This window comes from Arthrobacter sp. UYCu511 (assembly GCF_040547105.1).
Classification (GTDB): Bacteria; Actinomycetota; Actinomycetes; order Actinomycetales; family Micrococcaceae; genus Specibacter; species Specibacter psychrochitiniphilus.
In genome coordinates, this window is sequence record NZ_JBEPPB010000001.1 from 623,518 (window position 1) to 642,942 (window position 19,425).

Annotated in this window: 10 protein-coding genes; 8 read left to right on the forward strand and 2 right to left on the reverse strand. The window is 62.0% G+C overall.

The features are described 5' to 3' along the window. Window positions 1-37: 37 nt before the first annotated feature. The gene (locus ABIB48_RS02935; RefSeq protein WP_354211880.1) at window positions 38-5,995 is read right to left on the reverse strand and encodes an Ig-like domain-containing protein; all 5,958 of its coding nucleotides are present in this window, start codon (window positions 5,993-5,995) and stop codon (window positions 38-40) included. A 501-nt stretch (window positions 5,996-6,496) separates the two neighbouring features. On the opposite strand from ABIB48_RS02935, the gene ABIB48_RS02940 reads away from it, so the two are divergent. Continuing rightward, on the forward strand, window positions 6,497-7,534 hold the full coding sequence (locus ABIB48_RS02940) for a hypothetical protein (RefSeq protein ID WP_354211882.1): 1,038 nt from the start codon (window positions 6,497-6,499) through the stop codon (window positions 7,532-7,534). A gap of 23 nt (window positions 7,535-7,557) precedes the next feature. Here ABIB48_RS02940 and ABIB48_RS02945 read toward each other — a convergent pair whose 3' ends face one another. Then, the gene (locus ABIB48_RS02945) at window positions 7,558-8,523 is read right to left on the reverse strand and encodes a ketopantoate reductase family protein (protein ID WP_354211884.1); all 966 of its coding nucleotides are present in this window, start codon (window positions 8,521-8,523) and stop codon (window positions 7,558-7,560) included. Between the two features lie 829 nt (window positions 8,524-9,352). Here ABIB48_RS02945 and ABIB48_RS02950 point away from each other — a divergent pair. From ABIB48_RS02950 to ABIB48_RS02980, 7 genes are all read left to right on the forward strand, one after another. Next, a complete protein-coding gene (locus ABIB48_RS02950; protein ID WP_315913733.1) occupies window positions 9,353-10,519 on the forward strand; it encodes an ABC transporter substrate-binding protein in 1,167 nt (388 codons plus the stop codon). Between the two features lie 40 nt (window positions 10,520-10,559). Further along, on the forward strand, window positions 10,560-12,323 hold the full coding sequence (locus ABIB48_RS02955) for an ABC transporter permease (RefSeq protein ID WP_315913732.1): 1,764 nt from the start codon (window positions 10,560-10,562) through the stop codon (window positions 12,321-12,323). After that, window positions 12,316-13,440 (forward strand): ABC transporter ATP-binding protein, encoded by a 1,125-nt coding sequence (locus ABIB48_RS02960; protein ID WP_354211887.1) that lies wholly within the window; start codon window positions 12,316-12,318, stop codon window positions 13,438-13,440. The genes ABIB48_RS02955 and ABIB48_RS02960 overlap by 8 nt, the downstream gene beginning before the upstream one ends. A gap of 10 nt (window positions 13,441-13,450) precedes the next feature. Beyond that, on the forward strand, window positions 13,451-14,680 hold the full coding sequence (locus tag ABIB48_RS02965) for an MFS transporter (RefSeq protein WP_354211889.1): 1,230 nt from the start codon (window positions 13,451-13,453) through the stop codon (window positions 14,678-14,680). Further along, on the forward strand, window positions 14,664-16,442 hold the full coding sequence (locus ABIB48_RS02970) for an ATP-binding protein (protein WP_354211891.1): 1,779 nt from the start codon (window positions 14,664-14,666) through the stop codon (window positions 16,440-16,442). The genes ABIB48_RS02965 and ABIB48_RS02970 overlap by 17 nt, the downstream gene beginning before the upstream one ends. Continuing rightward, window positions 16,439-17,125, forward strand: a complete 687-nt coding sequence (locus ABIB48_RS02975) for a response regulator (RefSeq protein ID WP_354211893.1) — start codon at window positions 16,439-16,441, stop codon at window positions 17,123-17,125. The genes ABIB48_RS02970 and ABIB48_RS02975 overlap by 4 nt, the downstream gene beginning before the upstream one ends. An 849-nt stretch (window positions 17,126-17,974) precedes the next feature. Next, entirely contained in the window at window positions 17,975-19,357 is a 1,383-nt protein-coding gene (locus ABIB48_RS02980; protein WP_315913727.1) for a threonine/serine exporter family protein, read from the forward strand. Window positions 19,358-19,425: the final 68 nt, after the last annotated feature.

Here is a 19,425-nt window from a genome sequence, read left to right on the forward strand (position 1 = left end):
ACGTGCGGGTTGGGCGGCGGGGTACGCTGCAGTGGTGCTAGTTGCCAGTTGTGAAGCTCCAGGTCACGGGTGCCAGCAGGTTGCCTGCAGCATCCTTGATCCCGTTGCCCAGGGTGAGCGTGTACTTGGTGTTCGCCAACAGTGTGCCTGTCGGGTTCAGCGTTGCCACCCTGGTTGTTCCGGAGTAGCTGACGACTGACGGGAAGACGGCGCCGTTGGAGCTCCGCTTGATGGTGAAATTCCCGTTGGCCGCGGCCGTGGCGGGCAATCCTGTGACTGCCTCGCTGAAGGTTGCGGTGATGTTTGCTGTCCGGCTGACCCTGGTGGCGTTGACCGCAGGGGTTCTATTTGTCACCGTTGGGGCGGGACCGGTGATGAAGGTCCACGTCTTGGCGGTGAGCGGGTTGCCTGCCACGTCCTTGACCGCGTTGCTCAGAGACAAGGTGTAAGTCTTATCGCTGACCAGTGGTGCGTCAGGAGTCAGTGTGGCAACCCTGGTGGTGGCGTTGTAACTGACCTTCGAGGCGATGGTTGCCGTTCCCAGCTTCAGGGTGAAGTTGGGGGTGCTGGCAGCGGTGGTGGGCATGCCCGTCACCGCTTCGCTGAAGGTGGCACTCAACGGGGTCCGTTTGGTGGCCGTTCCCAGTCCAACACCGGTGGCTCCGGCGGCAGGATTAGTGCTGGTCACCGTTGGGGCGGGACCGGTGATGAAGGTCCACGTCTTGGCGGTGAGCGGGTTGCCTGCCACGTCCTTGACCGCGTTGCTCAGAGATAAGGTGTAAGTCCTATCGCTGACCAGTGGCGCGTCAGGAGTCAGTGTGGCAACCCGGGTGGTGGCGTTGTAACTGACCTTCGAGGCGATGGTTGCCGTTCCCAGCTTCAGGGTGAAGTTGGGGGTGCTGGCAGCGGTGGTGGGCAGGCCCGTCACCGCTTCGCTGAAGGTGGCACTCAACGGGGTCCGTTTGGTGGCCGTTCCCAGTCCGACACCGGTGGCTCCGGCGGCAGGATTAGTGCTGGTCACCGTTGGGGCGGGACCTGTGATGAAGGTCCAGCTTGTCGGTGCCAATGAACCGCCTGAGACGCTCTTGATGGCCGTGGTCAACGAGAGGGTGTAGGGCTTGTCAGTGGCCAAGGCCGACGTTGGGGTCAGGGTTGCCGTTCGCGTTGCCGCGTTGTAGCTCACCGAGGCCGCAACGGCCGTGGTGCCCTGCTTCAGTAGGAACGTGGAGTTACTGACGCCCGTGACAGCCTCGTTGAAGGTGACTGTTGGCTTGACGTTGTTCGCCACGCTTGTGGCACCAGCTGCAGGGTTCTGGCTGGTCACCTTAGGGACTGTGGCAACGGTGGTGGCAGTGAGCACAGGCACTGACACGGTGTTTCCGGCCGCGTTCCAGGCTGTCACCCTGTAGGCGTATTCTCCGGTGCCGGCGGTCTTGTCGGTGTACGTGGTGACGTTCGCCAGGGTGGCAGCAATCTGGGCGTACGTACCAGCCGTTCCGTTGGTAAGTGGCGCACGCTCAATTTTGTAGCCGATCTCGTTCTTCGCATTGCCCCACGAGGTGGGATCCGTGATCGAAACTGGGGTCCCATCAGTCCAGCTCAGCAACACCTCATTAGCGGCTCTGGTGAAGCTCAGTACAGAAGCATCAGCCAGGGTGCGTGGGGTGCTGACCGCGATGGGCCTCATCATGTCCATTTCCTCGTGACTGAGGATGTGGCAGTGCCACACATATTCCCAGCCGAAGTTGGTCATGACATTAGTGATGGGGTCGATCGGGTTGCCGTTGGTGTCGGTGTTGTTGAACCCTGCCTCGTAGCCATTCACGCCGGTGATGGAGCCCTTGGCGCCTAGAGGCATCATCGGGTTCAATGGCCGGTTGCTGTCCGGGATGGCGAACGGGAGTTTCGGCAGGATGGGGCGGACCGCCACGATGGTGTCCTCCAATGGGCTGACACGCACGGTATCCTTCCAGCCGATTTCGCCAGGTTCAGGCGGGAGGATGATGTTATCCCACGTGACCCTGTTGAGCAGTTGCACGTCATTGAGGTGGAAGTGCAGCGGGTGGGTGTCCACACCGTTGTGGGTGATCTTCCATATCTGTGTGCCATCAGCGCTAGTGGATATGGGTGCCACCTTGAGGCTGTTGATCCCCTTGGTGCCATCTAGTAATTCCGTGGCAGGGTTGACGTACGGGTAGAGGATTATGTTTTGCAGAAGCGGAGTTGCCCCTGGCGCCTCCAACCCGATGTTGCCGCTCATGCGCCCCCACTCATCAAAGTTGGCCGCATTCATCTCGTCGTGGACACTCTTGCCTTGGATGGGAACACTGAGCTGCGGGCCAGCCAAGGTATCAAACTTGAACTGTTCGCCTCCCTGTTCGGCGATGCGGGCGAAGCCGTCGCACTTCGCTGCGGGGTTAACCGCTGCGTTGCAGTAACCGCTGCCAACAAACGTCGATCCGTATGCCTGGTTGTAGGCGGCTTGGCCAACCACAATGGGGTTCTGACTGGATTCAAAAACTCCGGCGGGATTTCCCGCTGCATCGGTGTGGTGATCGAACGCCGCCATTAGCTTGCCCATCTGGTCAGCCGTGGTATTCGGCCGGTCGAAGGCAAGTGCAGGTGCCGCGTTCGAGACCTTGACCTGCATGACTGAGCGAGTGTCAGGTCCGTAGCCAGGCAGAGTAGAGGGTGCGCCAGCCGGGAACATGTCCGGTGCACCGGTGTAGTAGTCGTAGCCTGGGATTCGGCCCGGGAACGCGGCCGGTGCATCGTTGTACAGAATCAGCGTCTTGCCTCTGTAGGCCGAGAAGTCAACGATCACGTCGGCACGTTCTGCCGGGGCGAGCAGCAGCGAGTGCTGGTCCACGTTGCCCACATCGAATCTGGTGGCGTCCATGATGAACGTTGTCTCATGGGCGGGAACCACAGCCGGGGTAGGTAGGAAGCCCCCCTCGTTGCCGATCTGGATCCAGTCGGGGCCCTTGGGGCTCTTTGCGGTGTCCGGAGTAGGCATGACCACCGGGTCGGTCTGTGCCAGGGAGAGCTCGCTGGCCTTCAGGGCAACCTCGGTACCGGTTGCGGGATCGGCCACGTACCACGAAAGGTTCCAGAACCTATCGTCGGAGCCATTGAGGATCCGGAAACGGTAGGACTTGGGGTCCATGGTGGTGGTGGGATACGCGGTACCGTTCACAACAGGGGTGTCATGGAAGGCCTCCATGCCCACAGAGTTGTTCGGTGTGGACGGGATCAAGGCAGGCTCACAGAAGTCAGCCACGTTCGTGTCGCAATCAGGTTCGTAGTAGGGGTTGGCAATGGGCGGGTACTTGGCGTCTTTGGCCGGTGGCCAGAACCACGGTCCGTAGAACCAGCGGCCGAATGCGCTCATGCCGCTGGCGTCGCCCGGGTTCTGGGCGGGCATGTAGACGTGCGGCTGCCAGAGGTTGCCCTCTCCGCCCCACTTCTTCGCATCCCATGTGGGGTCCAGCTGGGCCATCCTTGTTGCGCTGGGCACGAAGGTCTTGTCCTGGATGGTCAGTGGGATCCCCATTCCGAGCCCTTCAAGAGCTCCTCCGGGGGCCATCAGCTTTTGCTCGGCGTCGTCAGTGATCATGTAGCCTGCTTCTTCACCGGCGTACACGTTCAAGCGGGTGATGCCCCACGCATGGTCGTGGTAAAACATCATTCGGGCGCTCTGCTGATTGGTGTAGAAGAACGTTTCGGCACCGGGCCCGGGGTCCGGCATGTCCGGGACGTTGCTGACGCTGACGCCCTTGGGATACGCGGTGTTCTCACCGGTTGGGGTGACCCACTGGTGCGGTGTGCCGTCGCTGATCCACGGGGTAATGCCTCCGTGCAGGTGCAAGGTGGCACGGTTTTCAGAGAAACACGTGTCCGGTTTCGGCGTCTCCCCGCACATGGGATTGCGTACACCGTCCAGAACGCTTTGCTCGTCTGCCGCCATGTCTTCTGGAACCTTGGTGACGGGGTTGAGAGTCATCATCTTGGGGCCCGCACCTGCACCCATCACCGAGGTGTCGACCGGCAGGAACAGATCGCCGCCTTTACCGGTGGGGAGGAGATTACGGAACAGAACACGGACGGGCTTGTTCTTCGTGGCGAGTATGGTTGGGCCGAGGTAATGCGGGTTGTCCACGCCGTTGAAGCTGATGGGGCTGTCGGGGAGAGCCGGGTCAATGTTGGCGTTGCCGAGGGTTACGTTCTTACCCGGGACAACGCTGGTTGAGAGCTGGACATAACCGCGAAGAAGGGTGGCCGGCAGATCACGGTGGAACTTCATCCGGTACTGCACCACTGCTATTTCGTAATAGTCCGTGCCTGGGTAGGTGGTGGTGTCGGGCACTGCGACCGGAATGTACTGACCTAGGTCGTTGGCATTTGCCTCGCCTTGGCCTGGCAGTGTGTCCACGAACTTCTTGATTCCGGGGGTGAGGTACCCGGCGCCGGGTGTGGTTACAACGATCTCGGTGACTGAGCCCTTGACAGCAACTTTGGCTGTTCCGCTTGCGCCCTTGTCGGCAACGCCCACGGTGTCTGCAATGGTCACGGTCGGCGCTGAGAGGTAGCCTGCACCACCGGAGGTCATGTCGATCCGGGTGACGCCAATGGTGGCCACAACCGTGGCCCGCGTTGTGGGTTCGGTCTTACTGGCATCCGTGACGGTTACCGTTGGAGCCGAGGTGTAGCCACTGCCGGCGACGGCTATTTCAACGCCGGTGACTACGCCATTGGCGTCCATGGTTGCGCTGGCAGTTGCCTGCACGCCGTCGGCCAGGTCAGGCTTGGAGATGTTTACCAACGGCTGGGCTGCATAGCCCTTGCCTCCATCGGTCAGTTTCAAGTCATCAACTGTACCGCTGGCCAGCGCCGTTGCCTCCGAGCCGGGAGCAGGGTCGCCGCCTGTCAGAGTCACTGTGGGTGCGGTGAAGCCGTAACCCGTCTCGTTGACGTCTATGCCGGTGATGACGCCGGTGGCGATCTTCGCGGTGGCCTTAGCCATTGTGGTGGGGGTGACTCCGGCAGTCGTGATTGTCACCGCGGGCGGAACCGCGTAGCCGGCGCCTGGGCTGGTTACGCTCACACCTGAGATGGCTCCGGTCTTCGGGTCCACCGAGGCCGTTGCCTCGGCCCCCGTTCCCGGGTCGGTGATGGTCGGTGTGACATCAGCACCAAAGGAATAAGTGCGGTCGTGGGAGAAGTCCGGATAGTTCGTAGCTCCCAGCTTGATCGCCGAGTCCTTGGCCGGGGGAACGTTGGCGGCCATCGTCGTATCGCCGCTTGCTGGCGTGCTCAAGGTGTCACCGTTGGCGGGAGCTCCGGTGTCCACCGGAATCCCCTGCCCGTAAAAGCCGATCACGTCGTTTTTCTGTACAGTCACAGCTGGCACGGAGTAGGTTGTGACCTCTCCGGTGGTCACGGCTGGTACCGGAACCTGCAGCTGGTCGCTGGCGTATACGACTGTGTATTCTCCCGCAGTGCCGGTAGGTCGCAGCACCAAGGCGTGGAACAGGTTGCCAGCTGAGGTGGTTGGACTCCCGCCAGCATTGCCCTGGTTCCAGCTCTGGAAGTCGTGGAGAGTGCCAGCGGGCAGTTTCGTATGGTCAAGGACCACCAGTACCGGGCCTAGTGTGCCAGTTGGCTTAGCGTAGTCGGTGGCGTAACTACGCTCGGTCAGCGGGTTGCCATACAGGACCGGGGTGGGGGTTCCGACGCCGATGCTCACCATTGCGTCTGCCAGAGTTTGCGGGCTGTTTGCCCAGTTAGGGTAGGGCCCGAAGTAGTGCGGCACTTTCGTCGAATCGGTGGCGCTCGAGGGGACCGCGGCCTCCGCAGCAACGGGACCGGAGAAATTGTTCAGTCCTCCCAGCGCTCCCATGCTGCCGGCCAGCAGAGCGAACGTCAAAATGACGGCCGGTCTGCGCAATCGGCGCCTCGGGGCCCGGTGGAAGGGGTGGTGGACGGGTGTTTGCATGATGATTCCCCTAACAAACGGAGCACGGGATTCCGGGCTATATGTGACGAGTCTCATCCAGCACGCGTCAGAAGGGGCTGTTTATGACACAAGTGTCATCTAGGCACGCGCTCTACCCAATAATGTCTACACAATCGATGCCGTACTGGGCTTCAGGCCCCGTTAGCCAAAGTTGCACGCAACAGTACTGAATAAGGAGCTCGATGATTGCTTTTTTCAGGGATACAGCTAATAGTTCTGCCATGCTGGCCAAGCCTGCGACCGTTTTTATGGAGGAAAAAGTTAGGGCTGGCTAAGGGTCTTCTTAGGTGGACAGCCATGAGCGTGCCCCGATTATCTAAGAACATGGCGCGGTGCGACGGACTCCCACAACCGCCGTCCCAGATCCGCATCATGGCATGGCAGAACTGCTCATTTTGTTCCTTGCCACCGTCCCAAGACGGAGGATAATTGAGATTAGAGGTTATTCCACTGCTTCCATGGATCGGGCAGAGGACATAAATGAGCGTAGGGGCTGACGGTGGTGGGAAGGTCACCATGCTGTGGAGGGCGAACACTCGGGAGTTGTCATTGGGTGGGGTGGCCGTTGCCCTGCTGTTGATTAGCGCGTGCAGCGCTCCCCCTCAAGCTCCCGCGCCGTCGTCGCCCTCTTCCGTTGCGATATCCACGGCAACGGTAACCTCCGCTGCCGCCCCCGCGCCATCCGCCCCCGGGCCATCCAACTCCGCGCCATCCGCGAGCACCGTCGGTGCCAGCGGCGATGAGCCTGCGAGAGGCAGCGGGGCGAACAACGGCAGCTCACTCGCCTGGGTGCCTCCGGGACCAGTTGACCCCGCCGATCCCCCGCAAGCTCAGTGGTATGTGTTGCTACAGAACAAGGACTGTGCCAGCTTGGACATGGCCGTCAGCCCACGCAAGGCCAGTAGTGCTGATGGATTCGCCCTGTGGAGTGCCGTGAGCTCAATCTGCCGTGCCGTCGAGCAAGGCGACGCCTCCGGATGGAGGGACGCTGCAACTAGGCTGTCCGCACTGATCCAGCCTGGCCCTGAACGGTGCCTGGACAGGACCGCCTACAACCTTGTGGCATCATTTCTCGCCGCGCACGCCCAAAACCCCACAGAATCTCCGCCGCCATGGAATGGGTCCAGCACAGCGTGCCCGTTGGGCTTAGCCGGGCTGGATGCCCTCGACGGCCAAGGACCCACGGGCAAGCCCTCGAGTGGACTCGCTGGCGGCCGGTTCCAGCTGGCCGGGCGCTTTGTGGACGTAGTCACGGTGATGGTTGGCGGTCAGCCGGTGGGGGTCGAGGCAGACCCTGCACGGCCGGGACACTGGATGGTGGTGATTCCCCCGGCCGCCGTGGCAGGCCAGGTCCAGGTGACGGCCGCCGGTTCTGGCGGACCGATCCCCGGCTCTCTGACATTCACATACCTCCGGGATCCGGAGGCAACCACCGCGCCTGAGCCACCACGTGGCATTTCCACCACCACGCCAAACATTGCCAGCAGTACCCCGCAGACATCAAAAGGCAGTGGCTGACGGGTGCCAACCGAAGTGAAAGCTCAGGCCATGGGGCCGGGCGACGGCGCAGGACCCGACGGTCCGGGAGTTCCACTGAGCAACCTAGTGAGCTCAGGGGCGTCACCGCCACTGCCGTGGATGGCGGTCTGCAGGTACTGAGCAAGCGCACCCATTTCCTCCGATGAGCCCCGGGTGGGGCCTGCGAACCACAATTCCCCCCTCGGGCTAGCCAATACCCGCCTCCAGTAGGCAACAGCGAACGCCGCCGGCAAACGCAGGTAGAGGGCCCGCAGATTAGCCGGGACCTGCGTGTTTCCGCTAGCCTGCAGGGCCCGGAAAGCCTGAGCTGTGGCATGCACCATCAAGCGCAGAGTTTCCCTGTCGGCAGCCAACCGGGGCGCATCAGTGCCGAACTTGTACAGTGCGTAGGCCATGGGGACAATGAAGGCGGCGTGAGCCAGAAGCCAGCCGGGCATATCGGTGGCGATCGCGGCCGGAAAACCGGCTTCTTCCATCACTTTTTTCAGGCCCAGCGTGCGCTGCGAAATAGCGCCGCCCGGCTCAGCCAGCATTGTCTTTTGCTGTTTGATCAGGACATATCGGGTTATTGCCCCGTCTTGGACGCCGCCAGCGGCCGGGAAGCCCAGCAAGACACGGCCGCCCAGTGCCTGGACAAGCTGGCCTTCGAGCCCAGCGGTGTTACCCATAAACAACACGTCGAATCCGTCGTCCATGATGCCCAGCACCGGCAAGGCGCTTGTGAGCTGCCCTGCCCGGACAGCGACCACTACGACGTCGTACCTGTCTTCCACGCCAAGCGCACCTATTGCCCTGATTGGCAATGCGATTTGCTCCCGTGACTCAGAGTCAGCCACAACCAGCCCTGCATCTTGGAGCTGAGCCAGTCTCTGGCCGCGGGCCAGCATCACCACCTCGTGTCCGGCGCCCATCAGCTTTGCCGCGTATACACTGCCGATCACTCCGGCTCCCAGCACGAGAATCCTCATGAGCTGTCCCTTTCCTCAAGCGACACTGTCAAAACCACAGGCGGCCCGCCTCCCGGCGTCGTTTCCCCAGCCAAACCCCGCAGGGCCCACAAGCTTAAGGTGTTAATTGCCACAGTATGCCTGCCGGGCGCGGAGTTCCACCATCAATTCCGGCCCAATCGACGCCCAATAGTGTCTTCGAGGAACCCTCGTACCCACTTCGCGTGCACTTTGGAACCTCGTGGTGGTTCTCAGTCCTTTGGGCTGGTTTCTAGCGTTGCTGCTGCGGCATGCACACCCATTCCTCTAAGCTCTGTCGCCCCCGAGCAACTGACATTGGTCAGATCGTCGACGCCGGTTGTCCTGGCGCGCCCGGGGTCCTTTTCGGTGGCATGAATAAGGCCGAGACACACGCCGCGGTGGAACTTATCGAAGCCGCCAATCCGGAACTGGTGCGCGCCGCGGTCCAGACGCGGATGAAGAGTGCCTTACCTGAAAATAGCAAGCTCAAACCCACAACACGTAGACGCCCAGTCCCCATTGGCTTCTATGAGCCGCCAATCGAACGCGGCATTCCTTGCGATGGTCGGCCAAGGACCGGTTCCGCTTACCTGCGAGCGCTACCGCACCGGCATCCAACGGGAACCGGCACGTGCGGCAGCCCGGCGTCGAGCTTCATGTTCTTGACAAGCTGGGGGGCGGGGCATCCTGGGCGGGCGCCGAATCCGGACCAATATGACCAAAAGTCCCCTTGTGGTTACCAATACGACCAAAAGATTGATGGCGGGCCCGAACGAACGGAACATGAAAACAGAACCGCAAAGTGTTCCAGATCACAAGGGAGTGAATCATGTTCCGTTCTTCACCGCTCAATTCAGGGTCCGTCAGCCGCCGCCAGGCACTGGGTTTCGGCGTCCTCGGCGCAGCTACCCTCGCAGCAGCGCTAACCGGATGCGGCAGCACCAACGCCGACAAGCCGGCCGCCAACGCCGTCCCCGAAGGCTTCCCCAGCTACTATCCCGCCGACTACTCGAAGATCGTGGACGCGTCGAAGGCCGAAGGTGGCAAGCTCACCATCTACTCCAACACCGATCAGGAAAACTGGGCACCCATCCTGCGGGATTTCAAGGCCAAGTACCCGTGGACGCAGGTCTCCGCCGACAACCTGGACAGCGACGAGGTGTTCCAGCGCCAGTTGAGCGAGATGGCGACGGGCAAGGCACCCGCGGACATGCTGGTCTCCAACGCCGTCCAGGCATGGGCCAGCTATGGAGAGAAGTCGGACACCCTGATGGAGTACGACTCCCCCGAAACCAAGCAGCTTCCGGACTACGCACAGCTAATGCCGAACGTTTGGGCCATGTCATTGGACCCGGTGGGCATCGCTTACAACACCGCGCTCATGAAGGAGGCACCCACCAGTATTGCGGGCCTGGCCAAAACTGTCACCGCGGATGCGGCCGGCTACAAGAACAAGATCACCACGCGCGATGTGAAGGGTGCATGGGGCTTCACCGTCTCGCATGCCTTCGCCAAGGGAAGCTCCGACGCATGGACAGGTCTGGACGAGATTCTGCCCTCCGCCCGGCCGGAATCATCCTCCGGAACCCAGAAGGAAAAGATTCTATCCGGCGAATACGTGGCCGGGTTCTTCATCAGCTCCGCCGTGGGTTACCCCGCGGAAAAAGCCAGCGGCGGGCTGGTCAAGTTTGTTCTGCCCACCGACGGGACGGTGGTGCTGGGCCGCGGCATCGGCATCACCCCGAAGGCCCCCCACCCGGCCACGGCCAAGCTGTTCTTGGACTTTGTGCTTTCCGAGACCGGCCAGAACGCCGTTGCCGAAGGAGGGCTCAGCTCCTACCGCGACAACGTGGAACTCAGCGAGGGCCGCCACACGTACCAGGAAGTGGAAAAGCTGGCCGGTAAGGACGGCATCATCCGCGTCCCCTACACCGTGGTGCCGGATGCCGAAGTCACAGCCTTTGTTTCCAAGTGGAACGCGCAGCTGGGCAGCTGACACCCTCCGAGATCTCTCCAGCGACCAGGCAGGCCAAGCAATGACCATCACCCGCACCAAACGTGCAACCTCGCATCCGGTTGGCCGTTCCACCCTGCCGGCGCCGAAATACCCACGGGTCTTCGGCGTCGACAGGGGCCGGATCGTGCAATACGGCGTATTCATCCTTTTGGCGCTTTTTGTGCTTGCGCCAATTGTGCCCATCCTCTACCAGTCCTTCCGCGACCGGCCTCTCTACGAAGCCGGCGGGCTCCTGACGCCTAGCAACTATACGCGGCTGTTCACCGACGCCGGCTTCGGCCAGGTCATCTTGAACACGGCCATCTTCGCCGTCGGCACCACCGTGCTCACCCTCCTGATCGCCATCCCCATGGCGGTGTTGGTGGTACGCACCAAGCTCCCGTTCGGGCGGCTGCTGGGCCTGTCCATGCAATGGCCGTTCTTCATCTCCACCCTGATCCTCGGCTTCGGCTGGATCACCCTGTACGGCCCGGCCGGATTCATCAGCGTCCAGGTCCGCCAGTTCCTGGGCTTCCTGCCATGGAACCTGTATTCCCTGGGCGGCATGGCGGTCACCGAGGCCGTGGGCCTGGCCCCGATCGCCTATGTTTTCTGCGCCAACGCCCTGCGCCAGTCCGACGCATCATTGGAAAGTGCCGCCCGCGTCTGCGGCGCCGGACCCCTGCGCATCCTGTTCAAGGTGGTGGTGCCGATGCTGCGTCCGCCCATCGTCTACAGCTCCATCCTGGTGTTCAGCATGTCACTGGAAACCCTCAGCGTACCGCTGCTTTACGGCACACCCGTGCGGATCGAGGTGTTCTCCACGTTCCTGTACACCAACGGGCTGCAGTCCATCCAGCCCGACTACGGCATCCTCGGCGCGGCCTCCACCATCATCCTGGCCGTCACCATCGGCACCGTCGCCATCCAGGCCAAGGTGCTCAAGAACGCCCGGCGCTTCATCTCCGTCAGGGGCAAGGCAACGCGCCCCCGGCTGCTGGACCTGGGCAAGTTCAAGTGGGTGGCCGCCGTCGCGATCGTCATTTACATTGTGTTCGGCGCCTTGCTGCCCATTCTGGGTCTGGTGTTCCGCTCCTTCACCATGATCTTCACCCCGCTGGCGAACCCGTTCGACTCGCTGACGCTCTCCAACTACGAGCGCGTCTTCACGTTCCCGGTCTACGTCCAGTCCATCACCAACAGCGTCATCATCGCCGCCGTGGGCGCAACGCTCGTGAGCATACTGGCACTGCTGGCCGTCCTCGTGGCACGCCGCTCACCGTTCAGGTTTGCCCGCAGCGTGGAGTACCTGGCCTTGATTCCGCAGGCCATGCCCGGCATCATCGTGGGCATCGGCTTCTTCTGGGTCTTCGCGCTCATGCCCGGCGGCGGTCTGGTGCAAGGCACCCTGATGGCGGTCATCATCGCTTTCGGACTGCGTGCACTCCCGACGGCGTTCGGCTCCATTGCCCCGGCCATCATGCAGATTGGCCACGAGCTCGACGACGCCGCCCGCACCTCGGGTGCCGACTGGTTCGGGGCCTTCTTCCGCATCCTGCGCACGTTGCTAAAGCCGGCCTTTGTGGGCGCGCTCATCCTGGTCTTCGTGACCATGATGAAGGAATACTCCGCCGCGCTGTTCCTCTCCTCCGCCAACACCGGCGTCATCGGCACCACCATGCTCGACCTCTGGGTCCAAGGCAACACCGGCTCCGTTGCCGCACTGGCCACCATCCAAATTGCCATAACCGCAGTGTTCGTCGCCGTGGCGAACCTGTTCATGAAGGGACACTCCGATGCCTGAAGTACACGTAAAGGACCTGCACAAAAAGTTTGGCGACGTTACCGTGCTGGACGACATCAATTTCACCATCAAGGAAGGTGAGTTCTTCACGCTCCTTGGCCCCAGTGGCTGCGGGAAATCCACCACACTGAACAGCATTGCCGGACTAGAATCCCCTACCTCGGGCTCCATCACCGTGGGCGGCGTGCCGTTCGTTGACACTGCGCACAAACTGTATGTTCCCACCGAGGAACGCAACTTGGGCATGGTGTTCCAGTCCTACGCCCTCTGGCCGCACATGACGGTGGAACAAAACCTGGTGATGCCGCTGGCCATCCGCAAAGTCTCCAAGGAAGAGAAGGCTTCCCGCATCCACGAAGCCCTCGACACCGTGGGCCTGGCACATCTGAAGGACCGCTTCCCGCACCAGCTCTCCGGCGGCCAGCAGCAGCGCGTGGCCCTGGCCCGCGCACTGGTCTACTCTCCATCGGTCCTGCTCCTGGATGAGCCACTCTCCAACCTGGATGCCAAGCTGCGCGAACAGTCCCGGGCCTGGCTCAAGCGCCTGCAGGTGGACCTGGGCATCACCACCGTTTATGTGACGCACGATCAGGACGAGGCGCTCTCACTCAGCGACCGGATCGCCGTCATGTTTGAGGGCAAGATGGCGCAGATCGGCACCCCTGCTGAAATCTATGAAAAGCCCGCCACAGCCGCCGTCGCCGCCTTTGTGGGCAGCTGCAACTTCTTCACCGGTTCCTTGACGGCGATCAGCGGCGGCACGGCGACCGTCCGCCTCGACAACACCGGGCTGGAGGTCAAAGTGGCCAGCACCCTGGCCTTGAAGCCGGGCGACGCCGTCACGGTGGCAGTGCGCCCCGAACGCCTGCGCATCACCTCCTCCTCCGATGCCGCCGGCACCAACGTGCTGGAAACCACCGTGCTGACCCGCTCCTATGTGGGCTCGCGTTACGAATACGGACTGCAGCTGGGCAGCAATGTAGTCCAGGTGGTCTCCCCCGTTGGGGACCTCGACGGCGGTGTGCGGCTGGTCTTTGAGCCCGAAGATGCGCTGTTGTACCCGGGCGCCGACGTCCCCTCGGCCGAAGCACAAGAACTCATGACAGTGGCGGCATGAGCCGCCGGCCATGAATGCTTCCGGCCAGGCGCCCCGGCAGGTTCCCCGGCCTGGGCGCCTGGCCGTCATGCTAGTACTGGCGCACGCCGTCGTCATTCAGTCCATCACCTTTGGCATGCGCCCCACCCTCTCCTACGCCGTCCTGGATGCGGGCGGATCCCAGGCCCTGCTGGGCGTGCTGGTGGCGGCGTTTGCCGTGCCGGCGCTCATACTGGCATTGCCCGCAGGGCACATCATCGACCGCACCGGCGAGCGCGCTTCCCTGATCGCCGGCGCGGCGGCGCTGATCGCTGCAGTGCTGCTGGCGCTTCTGGGCGGCGGTGCGGTGCCGGTGCTACTGCTGGCCACCATGTTCCTTGGCGTGGGCCAACTGCTCTCCGTCATTGGCGAGCAGGCCATCGTGGCCAACACCACCAGCCGCGGGCAATTCGACTCCAAATTCGGCCACTTCACCTTTGCGTCATCACTGGGCCAAACCATCGGCCCACTGCTCCTGGCACTTCCGGGCGGCACTTTGGAGACACCGCCCATTCTGGCCATCTTCACGGTATGCGGCGCGCTGGCCGTGGTGTTGCTGGGCATTTCCTTGTTCATCAAAAGCTCGAAGCGGGCACCTTCCACGGGTCAACGTGCACGCATGCGCCCCTCGGTGGCGGCGCTGCTGCGCACCCCCGGAATCCTGCGGGCACTGCTGGCCGGCAGCCTGGTCCTTGCCTCCGTGGACCTGTTTCTGGCATACCTTCCGGCGCTCGGGCACGAACGCGGCATTGCTGCCGGAATGGTCAGCGCCATGCTCGTGGCGAGGTCCTTGTTCTCCATGTTCTCTCGGCTGTTCCTTGGTCCCATGGTGAAGGCTTTTGGCCGCCGCCGGCTCATGGTGTCCAGCATTGCGCTGTCCTCCGTGGCGCTTCTTCTCTTTGCCCTGCCCCTGCAACTGTCCATACTGATCATGCTGGCTGCCATTTACGGCTTCGCCATTGGCACCTGCCAGCCCATCACCATGTCCTGGATTGCCGAGCTGGCGGATGCCGGCACACGCGGCCTGGCCATGTCGCTGCGGCTGGCCAGCAACCGGCTCGGCCAGACACTGCTGCCCACCGCACTGGGCGCACTATCAGCGGTGGCCGGGGTTGGCGGCGTCTTCATCGGCACCGGAATCATGCTTGCCGGGGCGGCTTGGTCAGGGGCCGCCGTCGGACAAGCCGCAGAAGAGGAGAGTGCCGATGAACCCGCAGGCTGAGCCCCCACCGCTCTCGCAGACCGCCGCCCGCAAACGCGGTCCCCGGCACATTTTCTGGCAAAATGGGGGAATGCGACGACGGATAACATTGCGGACCCAGCTCCTGCTGCTGCAAATGGTCATTGTCCTTATCACAGTAGTGGGCACCGGCGGCGTTGCCATCCTTACCCAGCAACACCAGCTCCGCGCCAATTATCAGGACCGGATGGTCGGCGTCGCACAATCGGTGGCCGAGAATCCAGTGATCGTTGAGGCCTTTAACACCCGCGATCCCAGCAGCATCATCCAGCCCATCACGGAGCTGATCAGCAAGTCCTCAGGGATTGCGTACGCAGTGGTCATGAACGCGGATGGCATCCGTTATTCGCATCCCGACCCGTCCAAGATTGGCAAGCATGTCTCCACGGATGCTGCAGAAGTACTCTCCGGGGACATCTTTGTGGGAACGCAGACGGGAACGATGGGCACGTCGTGGCGGGTCAAAGTACCCATTTTCAGTGCAGGGCATGCGGTGATCGGGGCGGTGTCTGTGGGGGTGCTGGAGTCGGACCTGCGTAATGAATACCTCTCCAATGCCACCTGGCTGTTCGTCACGATCGGGGTCGCGGCGATCTTTGGCGTGGTTGGCGCGGCGTGGGTGACCGCCGTGATCCGCAAGCGCATCTTCGGCCTGGAACCGGAGCAGATCGCTGGACTGCTGGAGGAGCGCGAAGCCATCCTGCATGGGGTGCGTGAAGGCGTGCTGGCCGTTGACAACCGCGGACGCATTGCCCTGATCAACGACGCCGCTGTGCATCTGCTCTCCCTCGGCGACAAGCCTGATGTAGTGGGCAAACTGGCCCGGGAGACCTTGGACGGCTCCTTGGTGGAGCTGTTGAAGGACGACGGCGCTGAACAGTCACTCATACTCTCCGGCGAGCGGGTGCTGCTGGTGCGCCGGGACGTGTCAAAGATCGGCGGCCGGGAGATCGGCTCCATCCTCATCTTGCGGGACAACACGGACTTGCACGGGTTGCTGCGCGATCTCGACGGCGTGCAGGGCCTTGCTGACGGGCTGCGCGCCCAAGCACACGGCTTTGCCAACAAGCTGCACGTCATTTCCGGGCTGCTGGAGCTGGGCCGTGTGGAGCAGGCGGTCTCCTACATTTCGCATGCGCGCGCGGGCGGGGCGCTCACGCGATTAGCCGGCCAGTCCGGTATCCGGGAGTTGGAAGTTGCCGCACTGCTACTCATGAAGCAGGTCCGTGCCGATGAACTCGGCATCGACATCACCATCGAGGACGCCTCTGCACTGCCGGCACTATCCGCGTGCGCCTCCGCGGAGACCCTGCGCGAGGACCTCCTCACGATCATCGGAAATCTGATTGACAATGCCGTCGAGGCCACGGGCTCTGGCGGGCGGATATCGGTACTGATGGCTTACTTGGCCGGCTCCGGTGAAGTTTCCATCTCAGTGTCCGACTCCGGGGAGGGCATCGCCCCCGAGTTGCGGGACCGTGTCTTTGCGTCCGGATACTCATCCAAGGCGGCCCTTCCGGGCGCCTTGTCCACCGGGCGCGGCATCGGCCTGACACTGGTGAAGCGGATCGCCGCCCGGCATGGTGGGGTTGTTGACATTAAGGAGGGGCTGGAAAGCACTAGAACCGGTGGCTCGTCCCCGAGCGGGGCCTTCGGCGCCCGAATCACGGTGTATCTGCCAATCGACCCCGAGAACCTGATGTCCGAACGGCTACTTGACGCCGAGCCGGTGGAGCCGGCATGAGCACAATACTGAGAGTTGTGATCGTCGAAGATGACATTGGCGTGGCGCTCATCAATCGTGAATTTGTTTCCTCCCACCAAGGCTTCACCGTGGTGGGAGTAGCTCACTCGGGCGGAGAGGCGCTAGAACTCATTGGACGCCTGAAACCTGATGTGGTCCTGCTGGACTTTTACCTTCCAGATTTCTCTGGCCTGGAGGTCCTTTCCCGGCTCAGCCCGGAGCTAGTGAGTTCCATGGAAGTCATCGCCGTCACGGCCGCCCGCGACGTGGACAGCGTCCGGCTTGCCAGGGCGCGGGGCGTGCGGCATTATCTGGTCAAACCTTTCATGGCGTCGGCACTCTTTGAACGGCTGGAGGAAGTGGCACAGCAAATCGACACCTTGCGGCTCAGCTCACGCGGCAGACTGCTGGACCAACGCAGCGTGGATGCGCTCATTGCCAGCACGGCCGAGCGCTATGCCCCGCCACCGAAAGGCCTCTCCGAAGTCACGCTACAGCGGGTGCACCTGGCGCTGCAGGCGGCAGGCACCGATGTCTCGGCGGCTGAATTGGCGGAACTGGTGGGCATGTCACGGGTGGGTGTGAGGCGCTATTTGGAGCATCTGGTGGACATTGGCCGGGCCACTCTCACACCGCGGTATGGGGGCGGGCGGCCGGAGAACCGGTACAGCGCGGCGTCCTGACACTCGTGATCGGGCTCGCCTGCCTTGATCGGGAAAGTGCCATATCCCCCACACCGGGTCCGTCATTATCGGTGCCGGAAAGCTCCCTGATCCATCGCTAGCCCACCATGATTTCTGGCTCACATCAGCATGGGAGGTGAGGACGTCACAGCAGCCGAACTCCCCGCCAGACTCCTAGGAGCACACTTTCCCAGTCAGGAGCCTCCAGTGGACCCTGACTGTTTCAGCGAGGACTTCCAATAGCGCAGGACATGCCAGATGCGATACAGAGACCCCTCACGCGCGGCGCAAAGAGCACCACCGTTGCTGGCTCAGTTGCCACCTATGACGAGTCAAAGACGGGCTCGGTCGGGGAGCGCACGCCTGACGAAAATTTCTGATTGACGGTGTAGGCGGCGTTTGCACCTAGTAGTTTCAGCGTAGTTTTCAGCAGCCAGGAAACGGTCCCTGACGCTGATGGCGAGTACATTTTGAGCGGGCTCTCTGCGGGCAAATGACCCTCGTTTATCCCTGCTGTTGGCACCTGGTCACCCTTTAGAATTTACTTGATCCTGGTGGTCATCGGTTGGGTTATCGTTCAAGGGATAGGCGCTGCTCCGTCGGTGGGGTGACTTTCGGTTGGATAGCTATGGCGTGTGGGCGGATGCGTTCGCCGGCATTCGGCATAATTAGTTCAGTGGTTTCTGGTCCTCGTTCGGAATTGGTGGTGTACATGGTGGCAGTTGGAGGCGTTCCTTTTGACTACTTTCCTAGGTTTTCAGACGAAGAGCGGACAGTGTGCCGGGACGATATGTGTGAGGGGTCCATGACAAGTGCCGTCGATGACGCCGGCTTAGGGGCAGGGTCGTTATGATGAGCCGGTCCGGTGAGTGCTCCGGGGAGTTAGTAGCCCGTGCCAACGGGGACGGGATTGTCCATCTCTGGGCTGTTCTGGACTTATCAATTCGATTGGCGGAGGTATTGTTCGCCTCCGGGGCCGGCGCCGAAGAAGCGACGACAACTATGAGTATTGTTGCTGAAAGTTACGGAGTGGGTGGGACTACTGCGGATGTGACGCACACCATGTTGACGTTGACGTGGACGGACCCGGATACTCACGAGTCGGTTTCGCGCAGACGTATTATTCGGGAGAGGGGACTTGATTATGCGCGGCTGGCTTCTGCTGCGGCACTGATCACACGAATCAGTGATAGAAAGATTGGCATCGAAGCAGCCCGCCGGCGCTTGTCTGTGATTCTTTCGGGACCACCGCAGGTTCCCAGGCTGTTGCGCAGAGCTGGCTGGAGCCTGATTGGTGCGGGTGCTGCAGTACTTTTTGGGGGTGGATGGCTGGTTGCCGCTGTAGCTTTTGGTGCTTCGTTTGTGCTGGAGGCGATCAGTACCGGGCTAGGGTTTCGTCGTGTACCGGTTTTTTATCAAAGCGTGCTCGGTGGAGTCATTGGTCCTGTTGCTGCCGCGCTTGTCCACTATATTGATCCAGATGCTTCATCTTCTTTGGTTGTTGTGGCCACGATTGTTGTATTGCTGGCTGGGGTCACCACGTTCGGTGCGGTCCAAGATACGCTGACGGGTTTCTACGTCACTGGCCTTGCCCGGATGACTGAAGCCGTCGTGATCACTGTTGGGATCGCAGCCGGGATAATTGGGACCTCGCTGTTACTGGCACGAGTCGGGGTGCCCTTGGTGATTAGCGTCAGCGAAGCACGATCTTCCCATGGGCCTACGGTCACGATCGTGGCCGCCATCGTTATCGTGGTCGGTTTTGCTTTGGCAGCCCAATTACCGTGGCGGGCTCTGGGCGCCGTGGTCGTTCTTGGCGCCGCTACAGAGTTCTTTTACTTATTGTCCATTGCAGCCGGGGCTGGAACCGTTTGGGGTTCGGCCCTGACCGCTGTGGTGATCGGCGCTCTTGCCTCGCTATCGGCTCGGCTGACTCGCACTCCTCCTCTGCCCACAGTGGTGACATCCCTCGTTCCTCTGCTACCTGGCTTTGTACTCTTCAACGGTCTCATGCAGGTTGCTGACGGGTCTGTGACCGGTTTGCTGGGCATGTTCACTGCGGCGGCGGTTGCTGGAGCTCTTGCTGCTGGCGCTATTTTGGGGCAGTTCCTTATAGATCTCGCCGTCTCGCCGGTTCGGGGCCCACGCCGTGTCACGGGTCCACTACTGGCCTTGCCCGCACGGTTCTCACGAAAACGCTCCCAGCGACGGGACAGTGAAGCCCCTCATTGAGGGGAGTTCGCCAGTACCTGGGTCGGGGAAGGCCTCCCAAGCAGTGCCGCATGATCCACGACGCCGCT

What these genes read in the sequence shown, in the direction of transcription:
- ABIB48_RS02935 (WP_354211880.1), bottom strand. Translation starts at nt 5,995, where the DNA reads ATGCAAACACCCGTCCACCACCCCTTCCACCGGGCCCCGAGGCGCCGA.
- ABIB48_RS02940 (WP_354211882.1), top strand. Translation starts at nt 6,497, where the DNA reads ATGAGCGTAGGGGCTGACGGTGGTGGGAAGGTCACCATGCTGTGGAGG.
- ABIB48_RS02945 (WP_354211884.1), bottom strand. Translation starts at nt 8,523, where the DNA reads ATGAGGATTCTCGTGCTGGGAGCCGGAGTGATCGGCAGTGTATACGCG.
- ABIB48_RS02950 (WP_315913733.1), top strand. Translation starts at nt 9,353, where the DNA reads ATGTTCCGTTCTTCACCGCTCAATTCAGGGTCCGTCAGCCGCCGCCAG.
- ABIB48_RS02955 (WP_315913732.1), top strand. Translation starts at nt 10,560, where the DNA reads ATGACCATCACCCGCACCAAACGTGCAACCTCGCATCCGGTTGGCCGT.
- ABIB48_RS02960 (WP_354211887.1), top strand. Translation starts at nt 12,316, where the DNA reads ATGCCTGAAGTACACGTAAAGGACCTGCACAAAAAGTTTGGCGACGTT.
- ABIB48_RS02965 (WP_354211889.1), top strand. Translation starts at nt 13,451, where the DNA reads ATGAATGCTTCCGGCCAGGCGCCCCGGCAGGTTCCCCGGCCTGGGCGC.
- ABIB48_RS02970 (WP_354211891.1), top strand. Translation starts at nt 14,664, where the DNA reads ATGAACCCGCAGGCTGAGCCCCCACCGCTCTCGCAGACCGCCGCCCGC.
- ABIB48_RS02975 (WP_354211893.1), top strand. Translation starts at nt 16,439, where the DNA reads ATGAGCACAATACTGAGAGTTGTGATCGTCGAAGATGACATTGGCGTG.
- ABIB48_RS02980 (WP_315913727.1), top strand. Translation starts at nt 17,975, where the DNA reads ATGATGAGCCGGTCCGGTGAGTGCTCCGGGGAGTTAGTAGCCCGTGCC.